Source organism: Pseudoalteromonas sp. NEC-BIFX-2020_015 (assembly GCF_012952265.1).
Taxonomy (GTDB): domain Bacteria; phylum Pseudomonadota; class Gammaproteobacteria; order Enterobacterales; family Alteromonadaceae; genus Pseudoalteromonas; species Pseudoalteromonas neustonica.
This window is the reverse complement of the sequence record NZ_JABCJL010000004.1, coordinates 37,193-63,129: the sequence shown is the minus strand read 5'-3', so window position 1 is coordinate 63,129 and position 25,937 is coordinate 37,193. Positions and strand designations below refer to the sequence as shown.

At 39.6% G+C, this 25,937-nt stretch carries 24 protein-coding genes; 14 read left to right on the top strand and 10 right to left on the bottom strand.

The genetic code is table 11. The features are described 5' to 3' along the window. Both HH219_RS04355 and HH219_RS04350 read right to left on the bottom strand, forming a co-directional pair. Positions 1 to 1,131, bottom strand: coding sequence for a PilT/PilU family type 4a pilus ATPase (locus HH219_RS04355; protein WP_054203143.1), 1,131 nt, complete (start codon positions 1,129 to 1,131; stop codon positions 1 to 3). 21 nt (positions 1,132 to 1,152) lie between these two features. Beyond that, positions 1,153 to 2,193, bottom strand: a complete 1,041-nt coding sequence (locus HH219_RS04350; RefSeq protein WP_054203142.1) for a type IV pilus twitching motility protein PilT — start codon at positions 2,191 to 2,193, stop codon at positions 1,153 to 1,155. A gap of 2 nt (positions 2,194 to 2,195) precedes the next feature. Here HH219_RS04350 and HH219_RS04345 point away from each other — a divergent pair, with 2 nt between their 5' ends. From HH219_RS04345 to HH219_RS04310, 8 genes are all read left to right on the top strand, one after another. Beyond that, on the top strand, positions 2,196 to 2,909 hold the full coding sequence (locus HH219_RS04345; RefSeq protein WP_054203141.1) for a YggS family pyridoxal phosphate-dependent enzyme: 714 nt from the start codon (positions 2,196 to 2,198) through the stop codon (positions 2,907 to 2,909). A gap of 15 nt (positions 2,910 to 2,924) precedes the next feature. Continuing rightward, positions 2,925 to 3,746, top strand: a complete 822-nt coding sequence (gene proC / locus HH219_RS04340; protein ID WP_054203140.1) for a pyrroline-5-carboxylate reductase — start codon at positions 2,925 to 2,927, stop codon at positions 3,744 to 3,746. 29 nt (positions 3,747 to 3,775) lie between these two features. Beyond that, on the top strand, positions 3,776 to 4,312 hold the full coding sequence (locus HH219_RS04335; protein WP_169326743.1) for a YggT family protein: 537 nt from the start codon (positions 3,776 to 3,778) through the stop codon (positions 4,310 to 4,312). Between the two features lie 50 nt (positions 4,313 to 4,362). After that, a complete protein-coding gene (locus HH219_RS04330) occupies positions 4,363 to 4,806 on the top strand; it encodes a DUF4426 domain-containing protein (protein ID WP_169326742.1) in 444 nt (147 codons plus the stop codon). Positions 4,807 to 4,809: 3 nt separating this feature from the next. Beyond that, entirely contained in the window at positions 4,810 to 5,409 is a 600-nt protein-coding gene (rdgB, locus tag HH219_RS04325) for an RdgB/HAM1 family non-canonical purine NTP pyrophosphatase (protein ID WP_054203137.1), read from the top strand. Continuing rightward, a complete protein-coding gene (hemW, locus tag HH219_RS04320) occupies positions 5,406 to 6,542 on the top strand; it encodes a radical SAM family heme chaperone HemW (RefSeq protein ID WP_054203136.1) in 1,137 nt (378 codons plus the stop codon). The genes rdgB and hemW overlap by 4 nt, the downstream gene beginning before the upstream one ends. A gap of 82 nt (positions 6,543 to 6,624) precedes the next feature. Beyond that, complete coding sequence (locus HH219_RS04315; protein ID WP_169326741.1) at positions 6,625 to 8,457, top strand: DUF885 domain-containing protein; 1,833 nt, start codon at positions 6,625 to 6,627, stop codon at positions 8,455 to 8,457. A gap of 136 nt (positions 8,458 to 8,593) precedes the next feature. Continuing rightward, positions 8,594 to 9,304 carry a hypothetical protein gene (locus HH219_RS04310; protein ID WP_169326740.1) on the top strand — a complete coding sequence of 237 codons (711 nt, stop codon included), beginning with the start codon at positions 8,594 to 8,596 and terminating at the stop codon, positions 9,302 to 9,304. Between the two features lie 262 nt (positions 9,305 to 9,566). On the opposite strand, the gene HH219_RS04305 is transcribed toward HH219_RS04310, so the two are convergent. Then, positions 9,567 to 10,283, bottom strand: a complete 717-nt coding sequence (locus HH219_RS04305) for an SIMPL domain-containing protein (RefSeq protein ID WP_169326739.1) — start codon at positions 10,281 to 10,283, stop codon at positions 9,567 to 9,569. A 143-nt stretch (positions 10,284 to 10,426) separates the two neighbouring features. On the opposite strand from HH219_RS04305, the gene HH219_RS04300 reads away from it, so the two are divergent. The 5 genes from HH219_RS04300 (at position 10,427) to HH219_RS04280 (ending at position 16,682) form a co-directional block, all read left to right on the top strand. Next, entirely contained in the window at positions 10,427 to 13,093 is a 2,667-nt protein-coding gene (locus HH219_RS04300; RefSeq protein WP_169326738.1) for a bifunctional acetate--CoA ligase family protein/GNAT family N-acetyltransferase, read from the top strand. A 10-nt stretch (positions 13,094 to 13,103) separates the two neighbouring features. Next, positions 13,104 to 14,036: a uroporphyrinogen decarboxylase family protein gene (locus HH219_RS04295; protein ID WP_169326737.1), complete on the top strand. Its 933-nt coding sequence runs from the start codon at positions 13,104 to 13,106 to the stop codon at positions 14,034 to 14,036. A gap of 9 nt (positions 14,037 to 14,045) precedes the next feature. Continuing rightward, positions 14,046 to 15,107, top strand: coding sequence for a LicD family protein (locus HH219_RS04290; protein ID WP_054203129.1), 1,062 nt, complete (start codon positions 14,046 to 14,048; stop codon positions 15,105 to 15,107). Further along, positions 15,104 to 15,577, top strand: coding sequence for an adenylyltransferase/cytidyltransferase family protein (locus tag HH219_RS04285; RefSeq protein ID WP_169326736.1), 474 nt, complete (start codon positions 15,104 to 15,106; stop codon positions 15,575 to 15,577). The genes HH219_RS04290 and HH219_RS04285 overlap by 4 nt, the downstream gene beginning before the upstream one ends. A 157-nt stretch (positions 15,578 to 15,734) precedes the next feature. Then, positions 15,735 to 16,682, top strand: a complete 948-nt coding sequence (locus tag HH219_RS04280) for an ion transporter (protein WP_054203127.1) — start codon at positions 15,735 to 15,737, stop codon at positions 16,680 to 16,682. 11 nt (positions 16,683 to 16,693) lie between these two features. Here HH219_RS04280 and HH219_RS04275 read toward each other — a convergent pair whose 3' ends face one another. From HH219_RS04275 to HH219_RS04265, 3 genes are read right to left on the bottom strand one after another with little or no spacing between them, the layout of a single operon-like run. Beyond that, positions 16,694 to 21,175 (bottom strand): EAL domain-containing protein, encoded by a 4,482-nt coding sequence (locus tag HH219_RS04275; RefSeq protein WP_249118448.1) that lies wholly within the window; start codon positions 21,173 to 21,175, stop codon positions 16,694 to 16,696. Positions 21,176 to 21,211: 36 nt separating this feature from the next. Beyond that, on the bottom strand, positions 21,212 to 21,634 hold the full coding sequence (locus tag HH219_RS04270) for a GNAT family N-acetyltransferase (RefSeq protein ID WP_169326734.1): 423 nt from the start codon (positions 21,632 to 21,634) through the stop codon (positions 21,212 to 21,214). 2 nt (positions 21,635 to 21,636) lie between these two features. Further along, positions 21,637 to 21,840, bottom strand: a complete 204-nt coding sequence (locus HH219_RS04265; RefSeq protein ID WP_054203124.1) for a DUF3283 family protein — start codon at positions 21,838 to 21,840, stop codon at positions 21,637 to 21,639. A gap of 226 nt (positions 21,841 to 22,066) precedes the next feature. Here HH219_RS04265 and HH219_RS04260 point away from each other — a divergent pair, with 226 nt between their 5' ends. Then, on the top strand, positions 22,067 to 22,684 hold the full coding sequence (locus tag HH219_RS04260; protein ID WP_249118447.1) for a transporter substrate-binding domain-containing protein: 618 nt from the start codon (positions 22,067 to 22,069) through the stop codon (positions 22,682 to 22,684). On the opposite strand, the gene HH219_RS04255 is transcribed toward HH219_RS04260, so the two are convergent. From HH219_RS04255 to zntR, 4 genes are all read right to left on the bottom strand, one after another. Continuing rightward, positions 22,681 to 22,926 carry a DUF1289 domain-containing protein gene (locus HH219_RS04255; RefSeq protein WP_082378982.1) on the bottom strand — a complete coding sequence of 82 codons (246 nt, stop codon included), beginning with the start codon at positions 22,924 to 22,926 and terminating at the stop codon, positions 22,681 to 22,683. The two genes, HH219_RS04260 and HH219_RS04255, sit on opposite strands and share 4 nt — an antisense overlap. A gap of 114 nt (positions 22,927 to 23,040) precedes the next feature. Further along, positions 23,041 to 24,174, bottom strand: a complete 1,134-nt coding sequence (locus HH219_RS04250) for a 1-acyl-sn-glycerol-3-phosphate acyltransferase (RefSeq protein WP_169326732.1) — start codon at positions 24,172 to 24,174, stop codon at positions 23,041 to 23,043. 158 nt (positions 24,175 to 24,332) lie between these two features. Further along, positions 24,333 to 25,526 carry an SO_0444 family Cu/Zn efflux transporter gene (locus tag HH219_RS04245; RefSeq protein ID WP_169326731.1) on the bottom strand — a complete coding sequence of 398 codons (1,194 nt, stop codon included), beginning with the start codon at positions 25,524 to 25,526 and terminating at the stop codon, positions 24,333 to 24,335. Then, positions 25,510 to 25,923 carry a Zn(2+)-responsive transcriptional regulator gene (gene zntR / locus HH219_RS04240; protein WP_082355674.1) on the bottom strand — a complete coding sequence of 138 codons (414 nt, stop codon included), beginning with the start codon at positions 25,921 to 25,923 and terminating at the stop codon, positions 25,510 to 25,512. Before zntR ends, HH219_RS04245 begins: the two co-directional genes overlap by 17 nt. Between the last annotated feature and the right edge of the window lie 14 nt (positions 25,924 to 25,937).

The following is a 25,937-nucleotide window of genomic DNA, read 5'->3' as shown; positions in this document are numbered from 1 at the left end:
CTATGAACCTTTTTGATCTAACCCGTCGATTGTCACACCTTGTAGAAAACCAGCTCCTTGCTGTTCGTTATTTCTAAGTTTAATCATCAAGCGTAAATCATTTGGTGAATCGGCGTGATGCAAAGCATCAGCGTAATTGATACGCTGTTGCTTATAAAGTTCAAACAAGGCTTGATCAAAGGTTTGCATGCCCATATCCTTGGCTTTTGCCATCGCCTCTTTAATACCGCCTATATCACCTTTTTTAATTAACTCGCCGATGATTGGCGTATTTAATAAGATTTCAATTGCAGCTACACGCGAGTTACCATCAGCTGTTGGTACTAGCTGCTGAGCAATAATGGCGCGTAAATTTAACGACAGATCATATTTTAACTTATCGTGTTTTTCTTTAGGCACTAAGTGCATAATACGGTCAATTGCTTGGTTAGCATTGTTTGCATGCAATGTAGCAACACACAAATGACCTGTTTCAGCAAAGCTTAATGCGTATTCCATTGTTTCTTGCGAACGTATTTCACCAATTAAAATAACGTCAGGTGCTTGGCGTAAAGAGCTCTTTAAAGCTGATTCAAAGCTTTCTGTATCAAGACCCACTTCTCGCTGAGTGATAATGCTTTTACGATGCTCATGCACAAATTCAATCGGATCTTCTATTGTAAGAATGTGCCCACGTTGATTACGATTACGATAACCAAGCAATGCAGCGAGTGAGGTAGACTTACCCGTGCCTGTGCCACCTACAAACAACACTAAGCCACGTTTAGCCATTATCACATCAGTAAGTGTTGAAGGTAGCCCTAAATCAGCTACGTCAGGGATTTGAGTAACGATTCGGCGAATAACCATACCAGCGCGATCCCGCTGCCAAAAAGCAGATACCCTGAAGCGACCTTCTTCTGTCGCGATTGCAAAATTACATTCTTTCGAGCTATGAAATTCTGCTTTTTGCTTGTCACTCATCGCTGATTCAACGAACGCAAGCGATTCTTCGTCAGATATTTTTTCATCGCCTAACGCAATGAGTTCACCATTAATTTTAGCACTGACAGGAAGCTGGCTTGAAACAAATAAATCGGATCCTTGTTTATCGATCATCAGCTGCAAAAAGTAATTAAGAGAATGTGTCATTATAGTTCCTTATCGCTTTGCCTAACTGCCAAAGTTTGTTTTATCTTGTGCTTTAACACGCGCTTCAGCATTAGTAACAACACCATGATTAACTAAATTAATTAAACACTGATCCATGGTTTGCATTCCGTGCGATGCACCTGTTTGAATTGATGAATACATCTGCGCAATCTTGTCTTCTCTAATTAAATTACGAATGGCTGGAACACCTATCATAATCTCGTGCGCAGCAACACGCCCCCCTCCTACTTTTTTAAGCAGTGTTTGCGAGATTACCGCACGCAATGATTCCGAAAGCATCGAACGTACCATGTCTTTTTCATCACCAGGAAATACATCGATAATACGGTCAATGGTTTTTGGCGCTGATGTGGTATGCAACGTACCAAACACTAAATGGCCAGTTTCTGCTGCGGTCATTGCCAAGCGAATTGTTTCCAAGTCTCGAAGCTCACCAACCAAAATTACATCAGGGTCTTCACGCAGCGCACTACGTAGAGCTGCCGAAAAGCTATGCGTATCGCGGTGAACTTCACGCTGATTTATTAAGCATAACTTATTATCATGCACAAATTCGATCGGATCTTCGATCGTAAGAATATGGTGATGCTTATTACGATTAATATAATCAACCATCGCCGCTAATGTGGTTGATTTACCCGACCCCGTAGGACCAGTTACCAACACTAAGCCACGTGGGTTATCCGAAATAGTTTTAAAAATATCTGGCGCGCCTAAGTCATCAAGCGTTAATACTTCACTTGGAATAGTACGAAACACAGCAGCAGGGCCACGATTAGAATTAAATGCGTTAACACGAAAACGAGCAAGATTCGGGACTTCAAAAGAAAAATCCACTTCGAGGTTTTGCTCATAGTCCTTGCGTTGATTATCGTTCATAATGTCGTAAACTAGGCTGTTTACATCTTTGTCTTCCAGTGCTGGTATATTAATACGTCGCACATCACCATCGACACGGATCATTGGCGCAACCCCTGATGATAAGTGTAAATCCGATGCTTTATGCTGCACACTAAAGGCCAACAATTCGGTAATATCCATTTATGACTCCACAACTAACTGATAATTATATGGTTACAATAGCAGAACGACTTAAATCCGCCTATGCTAGAATTGCCATAGCGACAAAAAAATATCATCGTAATGAGCATGATGTCTGCTTACTAGCAGTATCCAAAACAAAACCTGCTGATTTCATTCTAGCGGCTTATCAACAAGGTCACCGAGAGTTTGGTGAGTCCTATGTTCAAGAAGCTGTCGATAAAATAACCCAATTAGCAAATTATAGCGATATTGTTTGGCATTTCATCGGTCCTATTCAATCAAATAAAACGGCCGCTGTTGCCGAAAACTTTGACTGGGTGCAAAGTGTTGATCGTGAAAAAATAGCCAAACGTTTAAATGATCAAAGGCCGATAAATAAGGCCCCTCTTAAAGTATTAATTCAAGTAAATATAAGCTTGGAAGACTCCAAATCAGGTTGCCACCCAGATGATCTAGCCGCATTAGCGCAGTTCGTTAACGACAGCCCCAATTTAGTTCTGCGTGGGCTAATGGCAATCCCAGCAAAAACTGACGACCCACAGCAACAAATACAATATTTTGAGCAATTACGTGCTTGCTTTGATAGACTTAAGGCCCAATATCCTCATATAGACACCTTGTCGATGGGGATGAGTGGCGATGTAGAAGCTGCAATAGCTGCAGGCTCAACCATGGTACGCATCGGCACGGATATTTTTGGCCAACGAAGCTAAGGTGATAACTAAGATATGTCAGATAAAACAATCGCATTCATAGGCACAGGTAACATGAGCTATGCCATCATTGGTGGCATGGTAAAAAAAGGATTTGCTGCCTCCAATATTATTGCAACAAATCGTAACCAAGAAAAACTCGCTAAGGTAGCAGCGGATTTCGGGGTGAACACCACCTCAGATAATAACGCAGCGCTTCGTGATGCCGACGTGATTGTCCTATCTGTTAAACCACAAATGATGGGGGATTTATGCAAATCATTCCAAGATTCAGGTGTAGACTTAAGCGATAAGCTATTTATTTCTGTTGCCGCAGGCTTAACAGTTAAACGCTTACGTGAAATGTTAGGTCAGGACGTTAAAATGATCCGCTGTATGCCTAATACACCGTCATTGCTTGGTCGTGGTGTGTCTGGCTTATTTGGCGACGGTGAAACGGCCGATGAGCATGCTTTTGTACAACAAGTATTTGAATGTACAGGTATTGCGGTTTGGGTTGAAAAAGAGTCTCAAATTAACGATATCATTGCGGTTACCGGTTCATCACCAGCGTACTTTTTCTTATTTATGGAAGCCATCGAAGAAAAAGCCAAAGCGCTTGGCTTTAGCGATGAAGATGCACGCCGCTTAGTGCAGCAAACCGCGCTAGGGGCTGCTGAAATGGCAGTATCACAACCTGATATCAGTATTTCTCAGCTGCGCGCTAACGTCACATCTAAAGGTGGTACCACACATGCTGCTGTTGAACATTTAAAAGCACAAGGTTTAACAGGTACCGTCGCTGATGCCATGGATGCTTGTATTGCCCGCGCAGAGCAAATGGAACAAGAACTTTAAACTTATCACTTAGTCATCAGGTAAAAAATATGGAAGCTATTAAATTTCTAATAGAAACAGTCTTTGACCTATTTTTAATGGTCATTCTATTACGCTTTTGGTTACAAACAGCCAAAGCTGACTTTTACAATCCATTGAGTCAGTTTGTTGTAAAAGCATCATCATTTGCTGTAAACCCTTTACGTAAAATCATTCCTGGGTTTGCGGGATTAGATATAGCTTCTTTGCTATTGGCCATTTTAATAGCTGTAACGAAGGTAAGTGTTTTAATGCTTCTCTTCAATGGAATCTGGCAGGCTCCTTCTGTAATTAAGTTTTCGTTTGTCACTTTAATAGATAATGCATTTTTTCTACTCTATGCGGTATTAATTATTAGAGCAATACTTAGCTGGTTAAGCCAAGGTTATAACCCAATGGAAGCTGTTTTTCATCAATTAACAGAACCAATGCTTCATCCAATAAGAAAAGTCATACCTCCTTTAGGCGGGTTCGATTTATCTTTCATAGTACTATTTATTGCATTGCAATTTTTGCAAAAGCTTATTATGAGCTTTCTATTCATCTGATAAAAATATCCAAATGAGGCCATTGTGGCCTCTTTTTTTAAGAGTCATTTATGAAAAAACTAGCCAGTATTTTATTCTTCGCACTTGCGGGGATTACCTTTAGTGCTCACAGCGAACAAATACAAGGTGCTCAATATAAAGAACTTGGCCCTTGGCAAGTACACTACATTGCATTCCCATCCATGTTTATTCAACCACAAATTGCAAAAGCGTATGATCTGCAGCGCAGTAACTACAAAGGCATTGTTAATATCTCAATTTTAAAAAACAATGCAGATAAAACAGCGCAAATTGCGACTCTCAGTGGCACAGCTAAAAATTTACTTGGCAATAAACAAACCCTCACATTTAAAGAAGTGATTGAAGGTGAGTCTGTTTACTACCTTGCACAAGTGAAATTTACCAACGAAGAAATTTTGCGTTTTGATATTGAAATTAAACAAAGCAATCAATTTCAAAAGCTGCAGTTTCAACAAAAATTCTATGTAGATTAAATCATGACAAAAACCTTAGTTTTAGCCACAGGTAACCCTGGAAAGGTTAAAGAATTAGCACAAATGCTAAGCCCACTAGAAATAAACGTTGTGCCGCAAAGTGACTTTCACGTCAGTGATGTTGCAGAGACTGGCACTACCTTCGTTGAAAACGCGATAATTAAAGCGCGTCATGCGGCTAAAGAAACTGGCCTGCCCGCGATTGCTGATGATTCAGGGCTGGAAGTTGATGGCCTAAACGGCGCACCTGGTGTGTATTCCGCTCGCTTCGCGGGTGTCGGTGCCAGCGATCAAGATAATATCAACAAACTTTTAAAAGAGCTTGGCGATAACCCTATTCGTACTGCACGCTTTTGGTGTGTTTTAGTATTAATGCGCCACGCTGATGACCCAACGCCACTCATTTGCAGTGCAAGCTGGGAAGGTCAAATTACATTAACGCAAGATGGCCAAGGTGGCTTTGGCTACGACCCTGTTTTTTATGTACCAGCGCTTCATTGCACCAGCGCTCAATTGACTAAAGAGCAAAAAAACGCGGTGAGTCACCGTGGTCAAGCGCTCCAAAATTTACTTATCGAGCTTAAGCTCAAAGGCGGCCTGTGAATTTGCCACCACTAAGCTTATATGTGCACGTGCCTTGGTGCGTCCAAAAGTGCCCATACTGTGATTTTAATAGCCATGGTCAAAAAGGCGAAATCCCCGAAAAAGAGTATGTACAGCATTTAATTGATGATTTAAAAGCTGATTTACACTTGGTACAAGGGCGTAAAATTCACTCCATATTTATTGGCGGCGGCACACCTAGCTTATTAACAGGTGAGGCATACGTTAACTTATTGCAGGCCGTTGATTCTTTAATAGGCTTAAGTGATAACTGCGAAATAACCCTCGAAGCCAATCCGGGTACAGTTGAAACTGGCCGCTTTAAAGAATATGTAGCCGCTGGCATTAATCGTATTTCGATTGGCGTGCAAAGCATGCAAAATGATAAGTTAAAAGCACTCGGTCGTATTCACGGTGCTGACGAAGCCATCTATGCAGCAACACAAGCACACGAAGCGGGGTTAAACAGTTTTAACCTTGATTTAATGCATGGCTTACCGGGGCAATCACTTGACGATGCACTCGATGATTTGAAAAAAATCATTGCGCTTAACCCGCCGCATATCTCTTGGTATCAGTTAACCATTGAAGCAAATACAGCATTTGCATCAAAGCCGCCAACTTTACCGCCTGATGACACTTTATGGGATATTCAAGAGCAAGGCCAAGCGCTACTCAGTGCGGCAGGTTATCAACAATATGAAATATCAGGCTATGCCAAAGCCGGCTTTCAATGCCAACATAACTTGAATTATTGGCGTTTTGGCGACTATTTAGGAATTGGCTGCGGCGCACATGGTAAAATTACTGATGCAACCTCCGGCCTTATTACACGAACCATGAAGGTAAAACATCCGCGTGGTTATATGGATTTATCTAAACCTTATTTATTTAAGCAATGGCCGGTTGAACAAGACGACTTACCATTTGAGTTTTTTATGAATCGTTTTAGGCTTTTTGAAGCCTGCCCAAAAAATGATTTACATGCGCTTACAAAGTTATCACTACAAAGCCAGTCAGATGCCTTGAATCAAGCAATAAATAAAGGCCTACTGGTGGATATGGACACACATTGGCAGGTAAGCCAAAAAGGTCATCGTTTTTTAAATGACCTGCTAGAATTGTTTGTGTAATTACTTGTTCAAATTTAATGAACAATTACACACTAATAATAACGAACAACCTTTAATGGTTTCTAACAACAAAAGGGAAAACATGCGTAAACTTACCTTTATCGCCGCTGCAGTGAGTATTGCACTGCTAGGTGGTTGCCAGCAAACACCTGAGCAACAAAGTACACCAAGCGTACAAGCACAGCCTGTACAAAGCGAAATAGAAAAAGCCAATGCGTTTTTCGAAGATACCTTTAACCGCGATGTAATGAGCAGCCCGGTTTACCAAACTTATATGGGTATCAAACAAGATTACGACAAATGGGATGATGGCAGCGAAGAACGTGCCCTAAAAGACCTACAACAAACCAAAGACGATCTTGTCGCGTTAAACGCAATTAATCGTGATTTGTTAGATGACAGCACCAAAGTTAGCTATGATCTTAAAAAACAAGATCTTGAAAATAACATTGCTGATTTTAAATGGCGCTACCATAACTACCCAGTAAACCAAATGTTTGGTGTTCACTCGATGATCCCAGCATTTATGATCAACCAACACCAAATTGGTGATGTGTCTGATGCAAAAGCGTATATATCTCGCTTAAATGGCGTAACAACGGTTATCGATCAGTTAATTAAAGATTTAGAAACACGTGCTAGCAAAGGCATTATTGCACCTAAGTTTGTGTTTCCACACGTGATTGATTCAAGCAAAAACATCATTCTCGGTGCGCCATTTGAAAAAGGCGAAGATTCAACATTACTTGCTGACTTTAAACGTAAAGTAACGGCATTGGAAATTGATCAAGCACAGAAAGACAGCCTAATCAATGACGCTGAAAAAGCGCTTAAGTCGGCTATAAAACCGTCTTACTCTAAGCTAATTAATTATTTAGCGCAGCTTGAAAAGCGTGCTGACGATCGCGATGGTGCGTGGAAATTTCCTGATGGTGAAGCGTTCTACAACAACGCATTAGCACGTACAACAACGACCGACTTAACAGCAAAAGAAATCCACACTATTGGTCTTGCTGAAGTGTCTCGTATTCATGATGAAATGCGCGAAATTAAAGATAAAGTGGGCTTCAAAGGTGATTTAAAAGCGTTTATGCAGTTTATGAAAACTGACAAGCAATTTTATTATCCAAATACAGCTGAAGGTAAGCAGCGTTATCTTGATGAAGCAACAGCAATGATCGATAACATGAAGACGCGTTTAGACGAGCTATTCATTGTTAAACCAAAAGCGGATTTAAAAGTAAAAGCGGTTGAAGCTTTCCGTGAAAAAGCAGCTGGTAAAGCGTTTTACCAACAACCTGCACCAGATGGCTCACGCCCTGGTATTTACTACGCAAACCTTTATGACATGGAAGCGATGCCAACTTACCAAATGGAAGCATTAGCCTACCATGAGGGTATTCCAGGTCATCACATGCAAATAGCAATTTCGCAAGAACTTGAAGGTGTCCCTAAATTCCGTAAGTTTGGTGGCTACACAGCATACATTGAAGGCTGGGGTTTATACTCAGAGTTTGTACCAAAAGAGATGGGCCTATATGAAGACCCATATTCTGACTTTGGCCGTTTAGCAATGGAGCTATGGCGCGCATGTCGCCTAGTGGTTGATACTGGTATTCACGAAATGAAGTGGACTCGTCAACAAGGTATTGATTACTACGTAAACAATACACCAAACGCCACCTCTGATGGTGTTAAAATGGTAGAACGCCATGTGGTCATGCCTTCTCAAGCAACTGCTTATAAAGTGGGCATGCTGAAGATTTTAGAGCTACGTGAGGCTGCGAAAGTGAAACTGGGTGATAAGTTTGATATTCGCCAATTCCATGATGTCGTACTTAAAAATGGCGCAGTACCCCTTAACGTACTTGAGAGCTTTGTTGATCAATGGGTAGCAAGTAAATCAGCTGCTTAACAACACATGAGTTACTATATTAAAGGCCGCAATTGCGGCCTTTTTGTTGTTCATAAACCTAAATTTTAGCTCGTTAACAGCTTGACCAGTAAGTGATTTCAGCTAGGATAGAATAAACGATAATGAGGGACTACCAATGGACACATGCATAAAGCAGCTCACCCACCAGTTACAGCACCACCAACTCCAAGCCGTTGTCGATGACTTCCCAACACTATCGTCACAGCAACAAAGCATGCAACTGGTACATTTATACCAAAGTGCACAACGGATGGATGTTAAGTACAGCTATTTGCAAAATGTAGCGACTCGCATACTCACAGAACACCCATTTCCTAAAGATTTAATTAGCGAATTTAAACACACGGATCTATTGAGTTTCTTCACTCCTGGGCTTAAATTTAACAGTGGATTTGCCTTGCAGAATGACCTTAACAATAATGTGATCCACACCTTATTTAGCCACTGTGATGCCAATAAACTTCCCTTTAATTATGTTCGATCATTAATGCTATTTGAAAGTAACGAAAGCCTTTTACAAGCTCTTACTCAGGCAAATAGTGCCGGACTAACACCTGTTGCATGTTACATTACGTGTAATATTGAGCAAACTAGTTTGCCAAAACACGAATTCTCCGCACTACTGGCTCTGATGGAAGCTCAGTTTAAACAGCATGAAGACATCAATACGGCTGCATTTTTAAAGGCGCTGATCAACCTAAAAAACACTCTTTCGAGCCACACACTTAATGAATACACGGTATTGTTAGCAAGCGCTTACCTGCGTTGTAAGACAGACAAGATAGAAACTTACCTTCACAACATTAATAAAAATGAGCGAGCGTGAACACCTAATGTTAATTCAAATAACGCCTTCAAGTGTTCACATTGCCATTTCATATTAGGGCGTGTTGATCTTTGCGGATTGAAATTTGTTCAATCTAGGAGAACCCTTTGGACAGCGCATGTTTGGAATTTATACTGCCTTATCGCCTATTTATGGGGAATAACCACACATCATAGGCGCTGCTTTGCCTAAATAAAAAACATACGGCTGCAAAATCAATCACGAAAGATCAACGCGCCCTAACCGCCACACGCGCGGTAAATCAGTCAGATAAATAATATTCAACACTTGTTACAACGCGGATCTTTTTAAGTTGTGGCGTATTTGAATCTCTGTTCGAAATACTAAACTGACCTTGGCGTGCTGTTTTAATTTTACCTAACTTTGATTGCGAATCTTTAGCAAATTTAATCGCAACTTCACGCGCTTTTTCAGTCGCCTCTTGCACCATGGCAGGTTTAACATCGTTTAACCCCGTAAATAAATATTCAATACGTGTGTCATAACTATCTTGCACAATGGCAATCCCTTGCTTAGCCAATTGCCCTACTTTCGCTAAAGCATTTTTAACTTTATCTGGCTGCGATGAATAAACGGTTACACTCGCGCGTGCTATATATCTAAATTGCTGGTTTTCAGCGCCATATTCTCTTGCTTGTTTATCTACAATTGATTGCGCGCCTCGACTAATTTCGTCATCATCAAAGCCATGTAGCTTTAAAAAAGCAATAACAGCATCATTTTTTTGCTCAATGCGCGCTACTAACTTTTCAAGGTCGTTGTCAGCATCACTAAATTGCAATGGCCAAATTACCGTATCCGCTGCCACTTCTATTTCTGCAAGCCCTTTCACTGTGACAGTACGCTCCATATTTTTTACATCAATTGCAGCACTTTTTAAGATCAAGCCCAAACCTAATAACCCAACGGCTAATACTGCAGCAGCCACAGTCAAACTGTTGCTTTGTGATTTATTCATTTATAACTCCTTGATATAGATCTAGCTAAGACTCATTGCCACTCGAAACTTCGTGATAAACAGGTTACATTAATGAGTATAGATTGGGATATTAGAGTGTAAGTATCTAAACTTAACTCGTCCTGTACAGCAAAGGAAAAGCAATGAGTGTAAAGCGCATTAGTCAGTTTTTTAATCCAACCTCCGTAGCCGTTATTGGTGCTTCAAACAATCAAACCCGTGCTGGGTTTGTTGTAATGCGAAATTTATTACAAGGTGGCTTTAAAGGGCCGATAATGCCCGTTAGCCCGTCACACTCTGCAGTGCATGGTGTGCTTGCTTATCCATCCATAACTGACTTACCAAAAATACCTGACCTTGCGGTTATTTGTACCAACAAGAACACTTTAATAAATATTATTAATGAGTTAGGTGAGCTAGGATGTAAAAATGCCATTGTTATTGCTGCGGGCTTAAATAAAGAACAAAAAGAGTCTCTGCAACAAGCGGCACTTACCGCTGGCGTTTCTTTACTTGGCCCTAATTGCCTCGGTTTGCTTATTCCTCACTTGGGGCTTAACGCGAGTTTCTCACACACAGTAGCAAGCCCAGGTAAACTGGCGTTTATTTCTCAATCAGCCGCTGTATGCTCAACTATTTTAGATTGGGCTAAGCATAAAGAAATTGGATTTTCATATTTTGTATCCGTAGGTGACTGCCTTGATATTGATTTTGCAGAGCTGCTGGATTTTTTAGGACGGGACGCCAAAACCAAAGCTATTTTACTTTATATTGATAACATTGAGAATATCCGCAGCTTTATTTCCGCTGCGCGGGCTGCGGCATTTAGCAAACCCGTTATAGCGATTAAAACGGGAAAAACAGCCGCAGGTGCACTCGCGGCTGAAATACACACCGGCGGACAACAAAGTTCTGATGCCGTGTATGATGCACTATTTCAACGTGCCGGCATGTTAAGAGTTAATGATTTAACCGAGTTATTTGCAGCAACACAAACTCTCGCCATGCACCCTAAATTATTAAAAGTTGAACAGCTGACCATTTTAACTAATGGCGGCGGCCCTGGTGTAATGGCTGTTGATAGCCTATTACAAAGCTCAGGAAAGCTCACACAACTGAGCGAGGAGACACGCGCCGCGCTTAATAAAGTCATTCCACAATCAGATATGACTTCAAATCCAGTTGATATTTTTGGTGACTCAGCCCCCGCACGCTATCAACAAGCATTAGAAATATTACTACACGCTAAAGAAGTGAAAAACCTATTAATCATTCATACACCATCGGCACTGGCACCCAGTGAAGACTATGCGCATATTATTGCGCAGACTCTTAACAAACTCCCGCCAATGGCGCGCCCTTATGTGATCACCAACTTTATGGGCGAAGATGCTGCTTATGCTGCTAGGCGTTTATGTAGTAACAATAGCATTCCAACCTATCGTACCCCAGAGGGCGCTGTCAGAGCCTTTATGCATTTAGTGAGCTATCGTCGTAACCAAAAGCATTTAACGCAAACACCTGAGTCAAATACGGACGATGCGAAAATAAATAAGCAAGCAGCTAAAGAAACCGTCAATGAGTTTTTAGAAGAGCAGCAAAGCTATTTATCAACTCATCAGGCAAGTCAAATATTGACTCATTATGGCGTTGAATGTATTCAAACTGAAGTGGCTTACACCCCCACAGAAGCCAAAGAGCAAGCAATTGAATTAGGTTTTCCTGTCGCCCTTAAATTAATTAGTCCAAGCATTCCCTCTAAATCAGAAGTCGGTGGTGTGGTGCTGAATTTAAATGATGCTCAAGAGGTAGAGCAAACCGCATTTGCGATGTTATTAAGAATACGAAACACCTACCCCGATGCAATTATTGAAGGTTTCTCGTTACAAAAAATGGCACCGAGAGCTGGCGCGAATGAACTGCGAATTGCCGTAAAAACTGAACCTAACTTTGGTCCTGTTATACTTCTTGGTGAAGCAGGCACAGGCTTAGAATTTGCTCAAGCAGCGGTCGCCCTGCCACCATTAAATATGAACTTAGCAAAATATTTAATTGCTGCGGCACATGATAAAGGTGTGCTTAAAGATCGCATTCTGCCAGAGAAGGTTGACAAATATCGCTTATGCGCACTTTTAACGCGTATTTCTCAGTTAGTTATTGATCAACCTGACATCACTTCTGTTGAGTTAAACCCTATTTTAGCCAGTAACGGGCAATTTTTAGTCCTTGATGCAACCATGACTTTGAATCGTTATAAAATACAGTCGCACCGTAAACGACTCTCTATCCGCCCTTACCCTATTGAACTAGTTGAACATGTCACATTAAAAAATGGTAGCGCCGCCATATTACGACCTATCAAACCTGAAGATGAGCAAGCCCATCAGGCATTTGATCAATCATTGAGTAAAGAAGATCGTTATAAACGCTTTTTTGGAGAACTGCCACAATTTAATCATGACCAACTCGCTAAAATGACGCAGATTGATTATGACCGTGAAATGGCCTTTATCGTCACTCAAGAGCAATCGCGCGAACACCTTACTTTAGGTGTATCTCGTGTTTTAATGGATCCTGATAAAGTTCATGCTGAGTTTGCGATTGTAGTGCGATCTAATTGCCAAGGACTCGGATTAGGAGGAATGCTTATGCGTGCTGCGATTGGTTATTGCCAAAGCCAAGGGGTGCAATTTATAGAAGGGATCACGCTGCCTGAAAATACCGGCATGATCGAGCTTGCTCGTAAACTTGGTTTTAAGATAACCCGTGATTTTGAAGAAGGCAGTATAAACATGGTACTGACACTATAAGGCGCTTTAGTTGAAAGTAACGACTTGGAGGCACTGGCCAAATATCGACTTAGATGCTGACTTACTCGCTGAGTCAGTTATTGCCTATCAAGATATTCATGATCATTGCTTTATTAAACTAAGCTGTAATAGTAATAGTGTATGCAGTGCATTTGGCATTAAACGACACTTTCAACATAACCCTTTGGGGTCAGTTGAAAAAAACAGCTGTGTTTATAATTTATCAGCTTTATTAAATGATGAAAAAAGCCCTAAAAAATTAAACGATTGCCCGCAGTTACTCATAAATATTGAAGCACACAAACGTGTTAGCGAACACCCTAGCGGTATCAATAAAGCATGTTTTGCAACGGTTTACTCTCCGCTTTATCACTTAAATTCAATGTTGGGGGGAACATTAACAGCAGCCCAATTAGAGCACACATCTTATAAAAAAATGTTATCTTTATTAACTGATATTACAGCGCAATATATTGACGCTTTACTGTTAATCAAAAATGTTAGAATTTACTACTGCAGCTTTCATGCGAGCGCTGCATTTTGCAATTATGAGCAATTTAAAACTCTCGTAGCCCCATATGATGAACAATGTATAACGCAATTAACCCACCAGCACCACCTTATTCATTATCATTGCAGTGCACCTATTTATTTTGATTTCCTTGATAGTAAGAAGTTCTCATTACTATCAATTGATGATTGTGATGATGTTATAGCTATAAAGGCTTTACTGACTCGCTTTCCTGATATTACATTTGTAGGGCTATTGGATAAATTATTATCACCACGCCCACTTAAAGCAAAAGAAATTGAACGAATTTTTTCATCTTGCAGCCGCCATTTGGATTTTAATAGAGTCATTATCGCCCCAAGCTGCACTCTACCTTTAAGCATTAAAAACAATACATTATTAAAAACATGTTCTATTGTAAAAGGACTGTGAATTAAGTTTATGCCTACGGAAGATAAACAATTGAGTACTATACATGCCGAGTTAATAAAGGCCGTTGAGTTATACCAACAAAACCAATATCAATTAGCGCGGGGGCAGTTTGAGTATGTACTGAGCCAAGATAACTCATGTTTGATTGCACATCGTTATTTGGCCGAAATCGCACTGATAGAAGGCACAGCAAAAAATCACATAGAATCATTGATAGCTTCCTTAGCGGCACACCCAACATCAAGCGAGATTAGCCATACGCTAGGCATGTGCTACCAACAAGCACGCGAGCTGCCCCAAGCAGTTGAGCAATATCGCCATGCACTAGAGGTGCTGTTAAACACGCCACCTAATCATAGTTATAAACCAAAACCAAACGTTGAATTCGATACCGAAATACATGAAAGCTTACTATGGCAAACCCTTGCTCTTTTTCGTCAAGCAAATATTAAATCCTTTGCCACCGCCGGTAGCCTACTAGGCATAATACGCGAAGGCGCAATCCTGCCTTTTGATAAAGACATTGATATTGGGGTTGATTGGGGGCAAATGGAGCAAGCCATTACACTTTTAAAAAGCCAAGGTTGGCATGAGCATATGCGATCCTATGATTTAATTAACCCTCGCTGCTTTGCCCACCCCGATGGAGTGACCATGGATCTTTGTGGCTTTGGCGTTGATACCGTCAGTCAGCGTACTATTTGCGGGCTTTGGATGAGTGATATTCCCTTTGAGTGGAATAGAATTACAGAGTATCCAACTATAAATTTAGTCGAAAAAATAACTCCCCATGGCAATGTATGGCATCTAGCCCAACCTGAACTAACGCTAAATGCACTTTATGGAGATTGGCAAACACCCGACCCACTTTTTGATACAATTTTATGTGCAAAAAACATTCGATCATTTTCGTTATTAACCCAGTGCTTTGTGTATTCAAGACTTTATAAATTATGCCTAATGAGCGAATGGGGAAAATTAGAGCACACATTAAACCAACTTTCTTTTTTTGATAAACACGACATATTAATAAATAAACTTACCGATAAAGCCAAAAGTATGCAGACATGACCCTAAACTCAGAAAATAAAAGTAACCATAATACACGCTGCTTAGCCCTGGGTGTGTTTGACTTATTTCATATTGGTCATTTAAATTACTTAAAGTTTGCTAAAGCTCAAGGCAGTGAACTATTTGTTGCTGTTGCGCCAGATGACTTGTGCTTTGAAAATAAAAAAACATTTCCCATCATCAGCCAGCATGAAAGAATGTCCATAGTAAGCGCATTGGCGATCGTGGATCATGTGGCCTTAGTACCAAGTCCAATTATAAAGACCCAGAGCGCTTGTAGGTGGATAAAAGCATGGGGAATTAATAAAGTAGTTGTTGGTGGGCAATGGCAAAACAGTGAGCGCTGGTATGAAGCTGCGAATGCATTACAAGCGCATAATATTGACGTCATGTTTGCACCACAAACCCCTGATATTTCGAGTACTGATATTAAGCAAAAAATAATCACATACTGCTCAGAGGTTTTATAATGTGTATACCCAAACCACCTCAAGATGCGAGGTTATGTTGGAATTAAAAGGGGCTGCCATTATTACAACGTATCATTATTACAACGTATAGTCGTATATTTTTTGCATATAATAACTAAAACTGAAACAACAATATTTTTGAACACACGGATTTAATTTGAATAATTTACGTAAACGCACAGCTCTATTTTTCGAAGGCAACGGTGAATACCGTAAAGTGGGTCATTACATTGATGTATTTCTAATATCATTGATCATGATAAATGTGGTTGCGATTGTGCTTGAGTCTGTAATCAGTCTAGCGCAGCAATATAAACATGAGTTTTTATTACTAGAACTGATCTCTGTGAGTATTTTTAGCATTGAGTATTTATTAAGAGTGTGGTCGTGTGTTGAGCGTATCGAATACACGAGCATGAAATGCAGTAATTTAAAGCGCCGTATTAAATATGTATTTTCACCATTGGCATTAATTGATCTTATAGCGATTCTACCCACCTTATTAATGTTTTTTATTACTTTCGATTTACGCTTCTTGCGGGTATTTAGACTATTACGTGTTTTTAAGCTCACTCGTTACTCAAGAGCAATGCAGCTGCTTTTACAATCATTTCGTGATGAAAGCAGCTCACTTATGGCTGCATTTTTTATTATGGCGGTGGTGCTCATTTTAGCTTCATGTGGGATTTACTTAATTGAACATGATATTCAACCTGATAAATTTGGCTCTATTCCCGCAGCTATGTGGTGGGCAATGGCTACTCTGACAACCGTTGGCTATGGCGATGTGGTGCCCGTTACTCCACTAGGGCGTTTTTTTGGTGGTCTAATCACATTGCTAAGCATGGGCATGGTAGCAATACCTACTGGCTTATTAGCGTCAAGCTTTTCTGAACAACTACGAAAACGTAGGATCATGTTTAGCGATGCAGTACATGAGCGCCTACATGACGGTCAAATTGATGACGACCAAGCAGAGTACCTAGAAAATCTACGCTGTAAATTAGGTTTAAGTAAACAAGAAGCAAATAAAGCAATTAAAGTTCAACTTAGCTCTCGCTCAAAACACTTATACTGTCGCCATTGTGGTGAGCGCCAAGATTAAAGTACGTTATTTTAACCCAGTAGCGCTCGCCAATCATGCTCTAATAACATCGCAACTTCATCGCCAGGGACTGGCTTGCTAAATAAATAACCTTGGAATAAATTACATCCAAGCTTTCGTAAAAAAGCTAATTGCTCTGGTGTTTCAACCCCTTCAGCAACACATTCTTTTCCTAAACTTTTAGCCAGTGCAAGCGTTGACTCTATGATTGCTTCGTCATCACTATCCACCCCTATATCATTAACAAAGCTACGATCGATTTTTAGTACATCAATTGGAAAGCGCTTTAAATAAGTTAATGAGGCATAGCCAGTACCAAAGTCATCCATATATAACTTACAGCCTAACTGCTTAAGCTTAAGCATGCTTTCTTGTGCATACGATGAATCATGCATTAACACAGATTCAGTGATCTCAAATACAACGGATTGAGGTTGTACACCTGCGGTGATCAAGGCTTGACGAATTTCGCTCACCAAGTTTTTATACTCAAAATCCAACGCAGATAAATTAATAGATATATATAGCTGCGGTGAAATTCGTCGCCATTGCTTTAGTTCAATTAAAGCCCGCGCAAGAGTTTGTAACATAATTTTAGTGATTAACCCTATCCCTTCAGCGGCTAAAGCAAACTCTTGAGTCTTATATTCATCATTCTCAGGCCAACGAAGCAATACTTCAAATCCCTCAACCTGCTGGGTATGTGCATTTACAATAGCTTGGTAGTGATTACAAAATTCATGTTCTTGATATGCTTTGGTCAACTGAGACTCTAAATGTAAGGCTTTTTGAACATGAACATTCATTTCTTGCTTGTAGAATTGGTAACATCCTTCTACGCTTTTTTTAGCGTGGTAAAGAGCGATGTCAGCCGCTTTAATTAAGCTTTTATCACTGCTGGCATCATCTGGGTAAATAGCAACTCCAATACTAAGGCTAACATTAAGTGCTTGTTCGTTGGCGACAATATTTTCACTCACGCACTGCATCAGTTTAGCGCAAACTAACAATACCTCTTCTACTTGATTGATATCTTCAACTAGCAGCATAAATTCATCACCACTAAAGCGTGCAATACTGTCTTGAGGACGTATTGTGGCTTTTAATCGTAAGGCTACTGATTTTATAATTTCATCGGCTACGCCATGCCCTAATGAGTCATTAAAGTACTTAAAACGTTTAATATTTATATTTAGTAATGCAACTTTGCAATCATGAGATTTAGCCTGTTCAAGCGCATGCTCAACACGGTCGTTAAATAATGTGCGATTAGGTAAACCTGTTAAAGCATCATAATTAGCCAATAAAAACAATTCATTTTCAGCTAATTTCTGCGCATTAATATCTGTCAAAATAATTACATAGCTTTCTAAACGCTGATCACTTCCTGCAACAGCGCTTATTTTTATGAGTACTTGGCGTGCTTCACCACTTGCTAAATATACTGTTTCTTCTGCAGAATAATGCTCACCAACCAATTGTTTTTTCATGATACGTAAGTAATTCACGCGCACAGTTCGTGCTAGCCCTAAGTTAAGCGAACGACTAGAACGGTACTCTGACGGAAAGTTAAATGCATTTTGCAGTGCTTTATTCGTTGCTAAAATTCGTAAGTTTTTATCTAAAATAAACACCCAATCTCGTGTTTGCTCAAATGCAGCACCAAATAGTCGCGCGTGCTCCTCAAAAACTAATTCGCGTGTCATATTTGTATAAGTGCCCGCAACCTTTATTGGTGTACTGCCTTGCCAAGCAACGACTTTGCCAAAATCTTTATACCAACGCCAATCGCCATTTTTGTGGCGTAAACGGTAAGTGCAATTAAAATAGCCTTTATCCGTAGAAAGAAATTCTAGCCACTCTAACCGAAATGTTTGTTTATCCTGCGGATGTATTTTTGCTAAATAATCGTCTAAATTAACAGCGTCCATATCATAATCGAGTTCATTTTTAAGCCGTGGTTGATAGATAATAGGGCTCGTAGACTGCCAATCCCAAACACCAGAATGACTTCCCTCCAACGCTAGTTTTAAGCGCGCTTCACTCTCTTGGCTTTCTCTATGTGCAGCAAGTAATAATTGTTGTATACGATTACGGCGCATATTCCAAGCACCGGCTAAAGCAAACAAAATTATCGCGTAAAAAACCATAAAGTGAGGCGCTCGCCACAGTGGATACTTCACAATAATATCTAATACTGCGGGCGTAGTATAATCTCCAGTTAAAGGGTCTTTAGCCCAGATTTTTAGTTGATACTCACCAGGATTAAGTTTTGGAAAAAGTACACGATTATTATTTCGTGTATATGATTTTTGACCATCAGAAAGCTGATACTCATAAACAATACGCTCTTGGTAATTAAACGCCATGGCTGAAAAAGCGACTTCAAGACCGATATCATCATGATTTAAAATAACCTGATTAATTGGCTGTTTTAGATCTTCAGATAGCTCTCGAGACATTAGATCGATATTAGTAATATTGACCTTATCAATTAGCCCATGCTGTGGATAATTTTCATTCGGGTAGAAGTAAGTAAAGCCTTTTAATGTTCCATAAACAATTTCACCGCTTTTTAGACGTGTAAATGCACCACTGTTAAATTCAGTTGAAACGAGTCCTTCTGATGTTGTGAACTGCTGAAAATGTTGATTCTGTGGATTCAATCGCCAAATACCTTTGTGGCTACTCATCCAAATCATTCCCGCCTCATCCAACACCATGTCATAGAGCAAGGTACCTAATTTATTTTTATCAAGATCTATCGTATAAAGCAGCTTATAGTTACTGGCATCTAATCCAATAAGGCCGTAATTTGAAAATGAAATCCACAATATATTATTGTTATCAACAATATATGACATCACATTGATAGCAACATTTTCATGCTGTTTTGGCACTGAGTAAATTTTTGATAACGCAAAGGTTTGCGGGTCAACGTGGTATAAAATACCTGCATTATAAAATAAAGGCGCGTCTGGTTTTGTTGATAATGGTGGTAAAAATCCATAAACTAAGAAAGGTTCAAAACTATTAAAATCACCTTCTAATGGCGTAATAATCTGACTATCTAAATTGAAGGTAAACATACCATGATCTGAGTGCACGTAAAAAAGATCACCATTGGGCATTAGTGTTGTTCCGTGAACCCAACCATCAATTAAATGTTGTTTACTAGGTTGCGCACTTTTTGCTGGTGTTACTTCATATGTTTTTGGATCAAAGCTAAATACCCCTCGATTACTGTGTAGCCACAACTTACCTTTATAAGGCATAACCTTGTAGATGCTAAACTCTGTTGTAAACAAATCAACCTGATAGTCCTTCAAAAACACCTGCCCTTGCAAGGTTTCTAAATCGACCGCAGTTAAACCATTATTAGTTGCTAACCATACTTTATTTTCAAACTCAGCAACTCCCCAAATAGAGGGGTGTGATAAGCCATCTCCTTTCAAAATATTGCTGTTAACATTCTTAAAATGGTAATGATCTGATGGCAAATAAAATGCACCATCACTTTTTGTTGCCACCCACATAGCACCATTACTATCTTTAACTATATCGATAATACTTGCGTCAGAAAGTGAGTAATCGCTATCATTTATTCTATGGCTTTTAAATAAATCACCGCTCGCTAAGTCATACTTAAATAAGCCTTTGTCTGTACCTAGATCTACTGATGAATTCTCATTAATAATTTTCCATATATTTAAATCAGCCAGTAGTGTTTTATTTTTAAAAGGGATATCAGGACGTTCAAACATGGTTGGTAAATCACTAATATCTACTTCATATAGACCGCGAACAGCCCCAACCAATAAACGGCCACTCTCGCCTAACGCAAAGGACTTAACATAGTTTTGATATACATGATCGGGGTCACCGCTTAGATGCTCTAGTGGGCGGTATTCACCACTTGGAATATGATACACATACGCACCAATACTCGTGGCGATAAAAATATAATCTTGGTAATGGAGTAACTCTCGGATGACAGTGCTACGAGTGCGCTCTGGTAGTTCAAAAATCGTTTCTATTTGTCCACTCGCAATATCTAACCTAGCAAAATCCCACCCTCGCCCCATCCACAGTGATTTATCATCAACCGCAATCATGCTAAAAACAGATTGACTAAGTATCTCTTGTGCAGTGATGGGTTTTGATAAAAACTGTTGATAACTGTCGGTACTCGGATCATAGCGAAACAAACCAGCTAGAATGGATGAAATCCAAATATAACCATTTGAATCTTGATAAATACTATCAATGACAGCTTCATCCAATTCCCCATTAGGACCTGCAATGTGCAGCACTTGATAACCATCATAACGATTGAGCCCACCTTCGGTTGCCAGCCAAAGGTATCCATTGTTATCAATCAACATGTTACTGACGTAACTTTGTGATAGCCCTTCACTTGGTGATAATCGTTTTACTTGTGCAACAGCTAAGTGACTAATAGCGATATTGATGGCTAAGAAAAAAAAAGTCATAACCTTAAACCATTTGCTCATTCATAACCCCAAGTTTTATTTTAAATAATTACTCGACCTAATGCTCATTGCTACTATTTTTCGTTGCTGGTAAAAACAAAATAGTGTCGCTAAAGGCTCTGGCAATGTTAACACAAAGTTAAACCCAATTGACCGATAAAAATCAATTAAACTTTGGTATGCAAATGTATAAACTTCTTGCTGTTGACTTTTTATGATCTGGCTAAGTAACTGTCTTGCAATCCCTTTACCACGCCAAGATGGTGTAACTAATAAGGTAGATAAAAATAAGTGATCACCGCGATTTTGAATTCTACATGCTGCGATTATGTCAAAGTCAGCATAGGCAACCCACACAGCATCTTGTTTGTTTGCTCGTCCTCGCGCGCCATTTGAATCATAAAATTTATTTACTAAAGGCGTTTTTACAGGATCTAAACATTCAAACCTAAATGCCATGGTTAACTCAGCATAACTGCTAAATATTGCTCAAATTGTTGCTTAAGAAACACTTGGTCAGCAACAGGGCGGCTATGTATGGTGTTATATATTTGTTCGCGAGTGCTTTTTCCACGTTTTATTTGATACGCCCAAAACGATGCTTCATAGTCTAATTGAATTTGATATTTTTGCTCTCTAGGGAGTAAACATAAGTTAAATGACATCAATTACCCGTTATTATTACAAACCATATAAGTGAGCTTAGTATATCAAATAATAATTTAAAACGAGCAAAAAGTAGTAGCTAACCTTGCTCTTTGAGGGATTTAAACGTAAATTAGTGGCGTTTTTTCGTCCTCACCTGGAGACATGTTGATTAAATATATCTTGCAGATTTTCATATTCATTCTATTACTTTCCCCTTGCCGTAGTATGGCTGAAACTAAATATATGACTTTCAATCGACCCGCCGATACACAGCAAGCACGCTATGTTATTGAGTTAATGACGATGGCATATAAAGAGCTTGGCTACGAACTGCATATTATAGACTTCAACCATCAGAGCTCGCTTGCAGCTGCAAATAACGGTACGCTCGATGGCCAACTAGGTCGAGTTGCAAGTATCAATAAAAAATATAAAAACTTACGATTAGTCAATGTCCCATTATTTGAATTTGATTTGATTTTATTGAAAAATTGTCAACAATGTAACTTTGAGCAAATAGCTAATATCGCGATTCAATCTGGTTACCCTGCAGCGCAAAACTACCTTGACCAACACCCATATATTGGCGATGTTATACGTGTAAAAAGTGTCACTGCGCAGCTTAACTTACTTACCCAAAAGAAAGTTCAAGGGGCTATTTTACTCGATTTCCTATTAGATACTGCCCACCCAAGTTTTGATGTAAATCAGTTCCACAAAGAAGTATTAATCCCAATTAAAAGCTTTCATTTTTTACATTCACGTCATCAAGCATTAATTCCAAAATTAGAAACCCAATTAAATAAACTAAATAAAAATGGCACTGTGCACTTGCTAAAAAATAAGTACAACCTTAATTAAAAATCAAAATCAGTTTGCTGATTAGGTATTATCGAATCATTCGTCATTGACACTTTTTGCTGATAACGTTTATATCGCTGCTGGCAGAGGCTTATCACTTTTCTCTTCTGCGCATTCGTGAATGTATTCCATGTAAACCGTTCATCCCGGCTACGATAACACCCTTTGCAATAGCCTCGGTTATTTACCTCGCATATACCTTTACAAGGACTTGGAATATCAAATATTTCAATTTGTTGCATGGTTAACAGTTAATAAAAAACACTAAATTAAGTATAGCCCGTTTTTTAAACGAAAAAAAAGCCGTCTACTAAAAACGGCTTTAATTTATCTAAACGACTTGATAGAGACTTAATTTATTTATAACTTTCGCTACTGTTTAACTCAGCTTTACGCTCAAAAGGCTTTGCGTACATTGCCAACACTAATGACTTTAATTCTTCAGGAACTAACGCCATACGCTGCTCAAACTCTGCGACATCTTTTTTATCTATAACGCCTTGTTTACACCCACCAGCAATATAATTTCCTGGGTGTAAAAAGAATGAATCAATGATTTGCTCATCGATTGTCTTTGCTAGCTGCTCAGGTGAGTCGCAACCATCTTCAACCGGCTGTCCAAATGCTAGATGCACACGCCCTTTGGCCGCACTAAACCCTTCAACGATACTCGCTATGTCTTCACCTGCTGATTTGGTGTATTTACCATGATGTAGCTTATGATAGAGCTCTTTAGCCTTGGCTATTGCGCACGGCTCATATTGGTAAGAGATAGACACAGGTACAATTTTTAATTCGCGAATATATTCAGAGAATTCTTTTTTCTGCTTCCGCCCCTGTAATTGCAACATTTTCAGCAATGCAGGGTCTGTTTGATCAAATCCATCTTTTGCACGCCCTTCTTTTTGTGCAATCCAAATTGAATTACCACCGATTAATGAATCATAAATATAAGCAGAAAGGTGTGACAAAGCACGAAACATCTCTTTTGGGGCTTTAATAGAACGCTTTACAATAAAACTCTTATTTAAGCGCATTAGCTCTGTAATATAAGGGATTTGCAGTAGGTTATCGCCAATAGCAATACGCACTGTTTTCATCTTATAGCTAAATAACCCCCAATTAACTAACGCTGGGTCCAATACAATATCGCGATGATTTGAAATAAATAAATAAGCTTGTTTTGGGTCTAGTTTATCAAGTCCAGAAAATGTTACCTCTGACGTTGTCCGCTTAACTAACATTGCTAAATATCTAGATACTTCTTGTTGAACTTCCTCAACAGTGGATATAGCTCCCCATTTTTTACGTAATTGACGCCTAACAAGCGCACGAGAAACAATCGAGAATGTAGATAAAAATCGCGGCAGATTATATTTAGCTAACACATCAACAAACGCATTATCATCAATTAAGCGTGCCACTGATGCGGCCACTTCATCATCATTGTAGGGTCTTATATCGGCGTACTTATCCACGAGCTCACTCATTTGTGCATCTTTAAAGTTAAAAAAACGGCACGCAATAGCGTACCGTTTATATTCTGTTGACGATTATAACTCAGCCAATTGAAAATGCGAACTAAGTCATTAACTTAGTCATCTATTGATGTTAAACAAAATCATCAAAACCCTTTAATAACAATTGGCTATGCAATGCTCTTACCAGTAGTTCCATATTTACCAATAGCAGATTTGACTACTAAACGTACCATTAGTATCAGTAAAATGACCCCACTGAGCAAAGTTAACCAATGCGGCAATACCTGATGCTCCTCACCTAGCAATGGCGTAACTACAAAACCAAATTCAGCAACAAGGTAATCAGTTAAAAAGCCAAACAGTAATGCAACGCCTATTACCCCTGTTAAATAGGCTGCAACAGCTCGCCTACCAAGTTCGTTTGCTACAACGCCAAGAGTAGCTATGTTTGTTGCAGGGCCCGCCAACATAAAGACCAAAACTGCCCCTGGTGCAACACCACTTAATAATAATCCAGCCGCAATAGGGGTTGAGGCAGTGGCACAAATATACATTGGAATACTAATCAATATCACCACTAGCATTGCCAAAATACCACTCCCCCACTGAGTTAAAAATGACTCAGGTACGAAAGTTTGAACCAATGCCGCAAAAAATAAACCAATCATGAGCCATTTCATTGTATCTGATAGCAACTTATTACAACTAAAGCTTACTGCTTGTTTAAACTTTTCCCATTGCGTATCAGTCACCGTGTCTGTCGTATCACAACAACTTGGTTCATTAATTTGTTTGGCTGTCTCTGCGCTTGGTGCGCAACATGTCTCACTTTCTACCTTTATTGAATCTGTACTTGATGAGCAACAGCTAGGTTTTACTGTCGGTTCAGGTTGTTTCTTTGAGCAACAACTTGGTTTCCCCGCTAAGCCCTCATCACTTTTTAGATCAATTGGTTGCTCATCCTTTGTATCTCGCCCAACTAAAACACCTGCAACGATTGCACTACAAATTGCTGCAATTGGACGAATAACGGCCATAAATGGGCCCAATAAAACGTATGATACAGATACCGAGTCAACCCCAGTTTCTGGCGTTGAGACTAAAAATGCAGTTGTTGCGCTTTTTGACGCGCCCGCACGTCTTAACCCTATGGCAGCAGGGATAACACCACATGAACATAAAGGCATTGGCGCACCAATCAGTGCGGCTTTAACCGTGGTCCAGAAACCTTCTTTCCCCAAATGCTTGTTAAGAAAGTTAACAGGTAAATAAACATTAAGCATGCCAGCGATCAGCAAACCAAGCATTAACCAAGGTGCAGATAATAAAAATAGCTGCCAAAAATTATTGAGTAAGTCCATCGATATCCTCCAAAGTAGTTAATATAGAGCAGTTATCTGCGGGCTCTTCACCGCCACAGCATTTGTCAGCTAAAACAGATAATGACTGATGAAAGCGCGTTAATTCAGCAATGCGCACTGCAACAAGATCTCGCTTTTGTAAGGTTAAATTTTTAACTTCGTGGCATGAATGCTGCTGTTTATGAAATTTAATTTGCAGTAACTCTTTAATTTCTGACAAACTAAAACCGACATTCTTTGCGCGTAAAATAAACTTCATTTGTTTTAAGTCTGACTGGCTATAATCACGATACCCAGATTGTGTCCGCGATGTAGCCGTTAACAAAGCATGCTTTTCGTAGTACCTTAATGTATCTGTTGAGACACCTAACTGGCTTGCAAATTCGCCTATTTTCATCATCGTCTCCAATG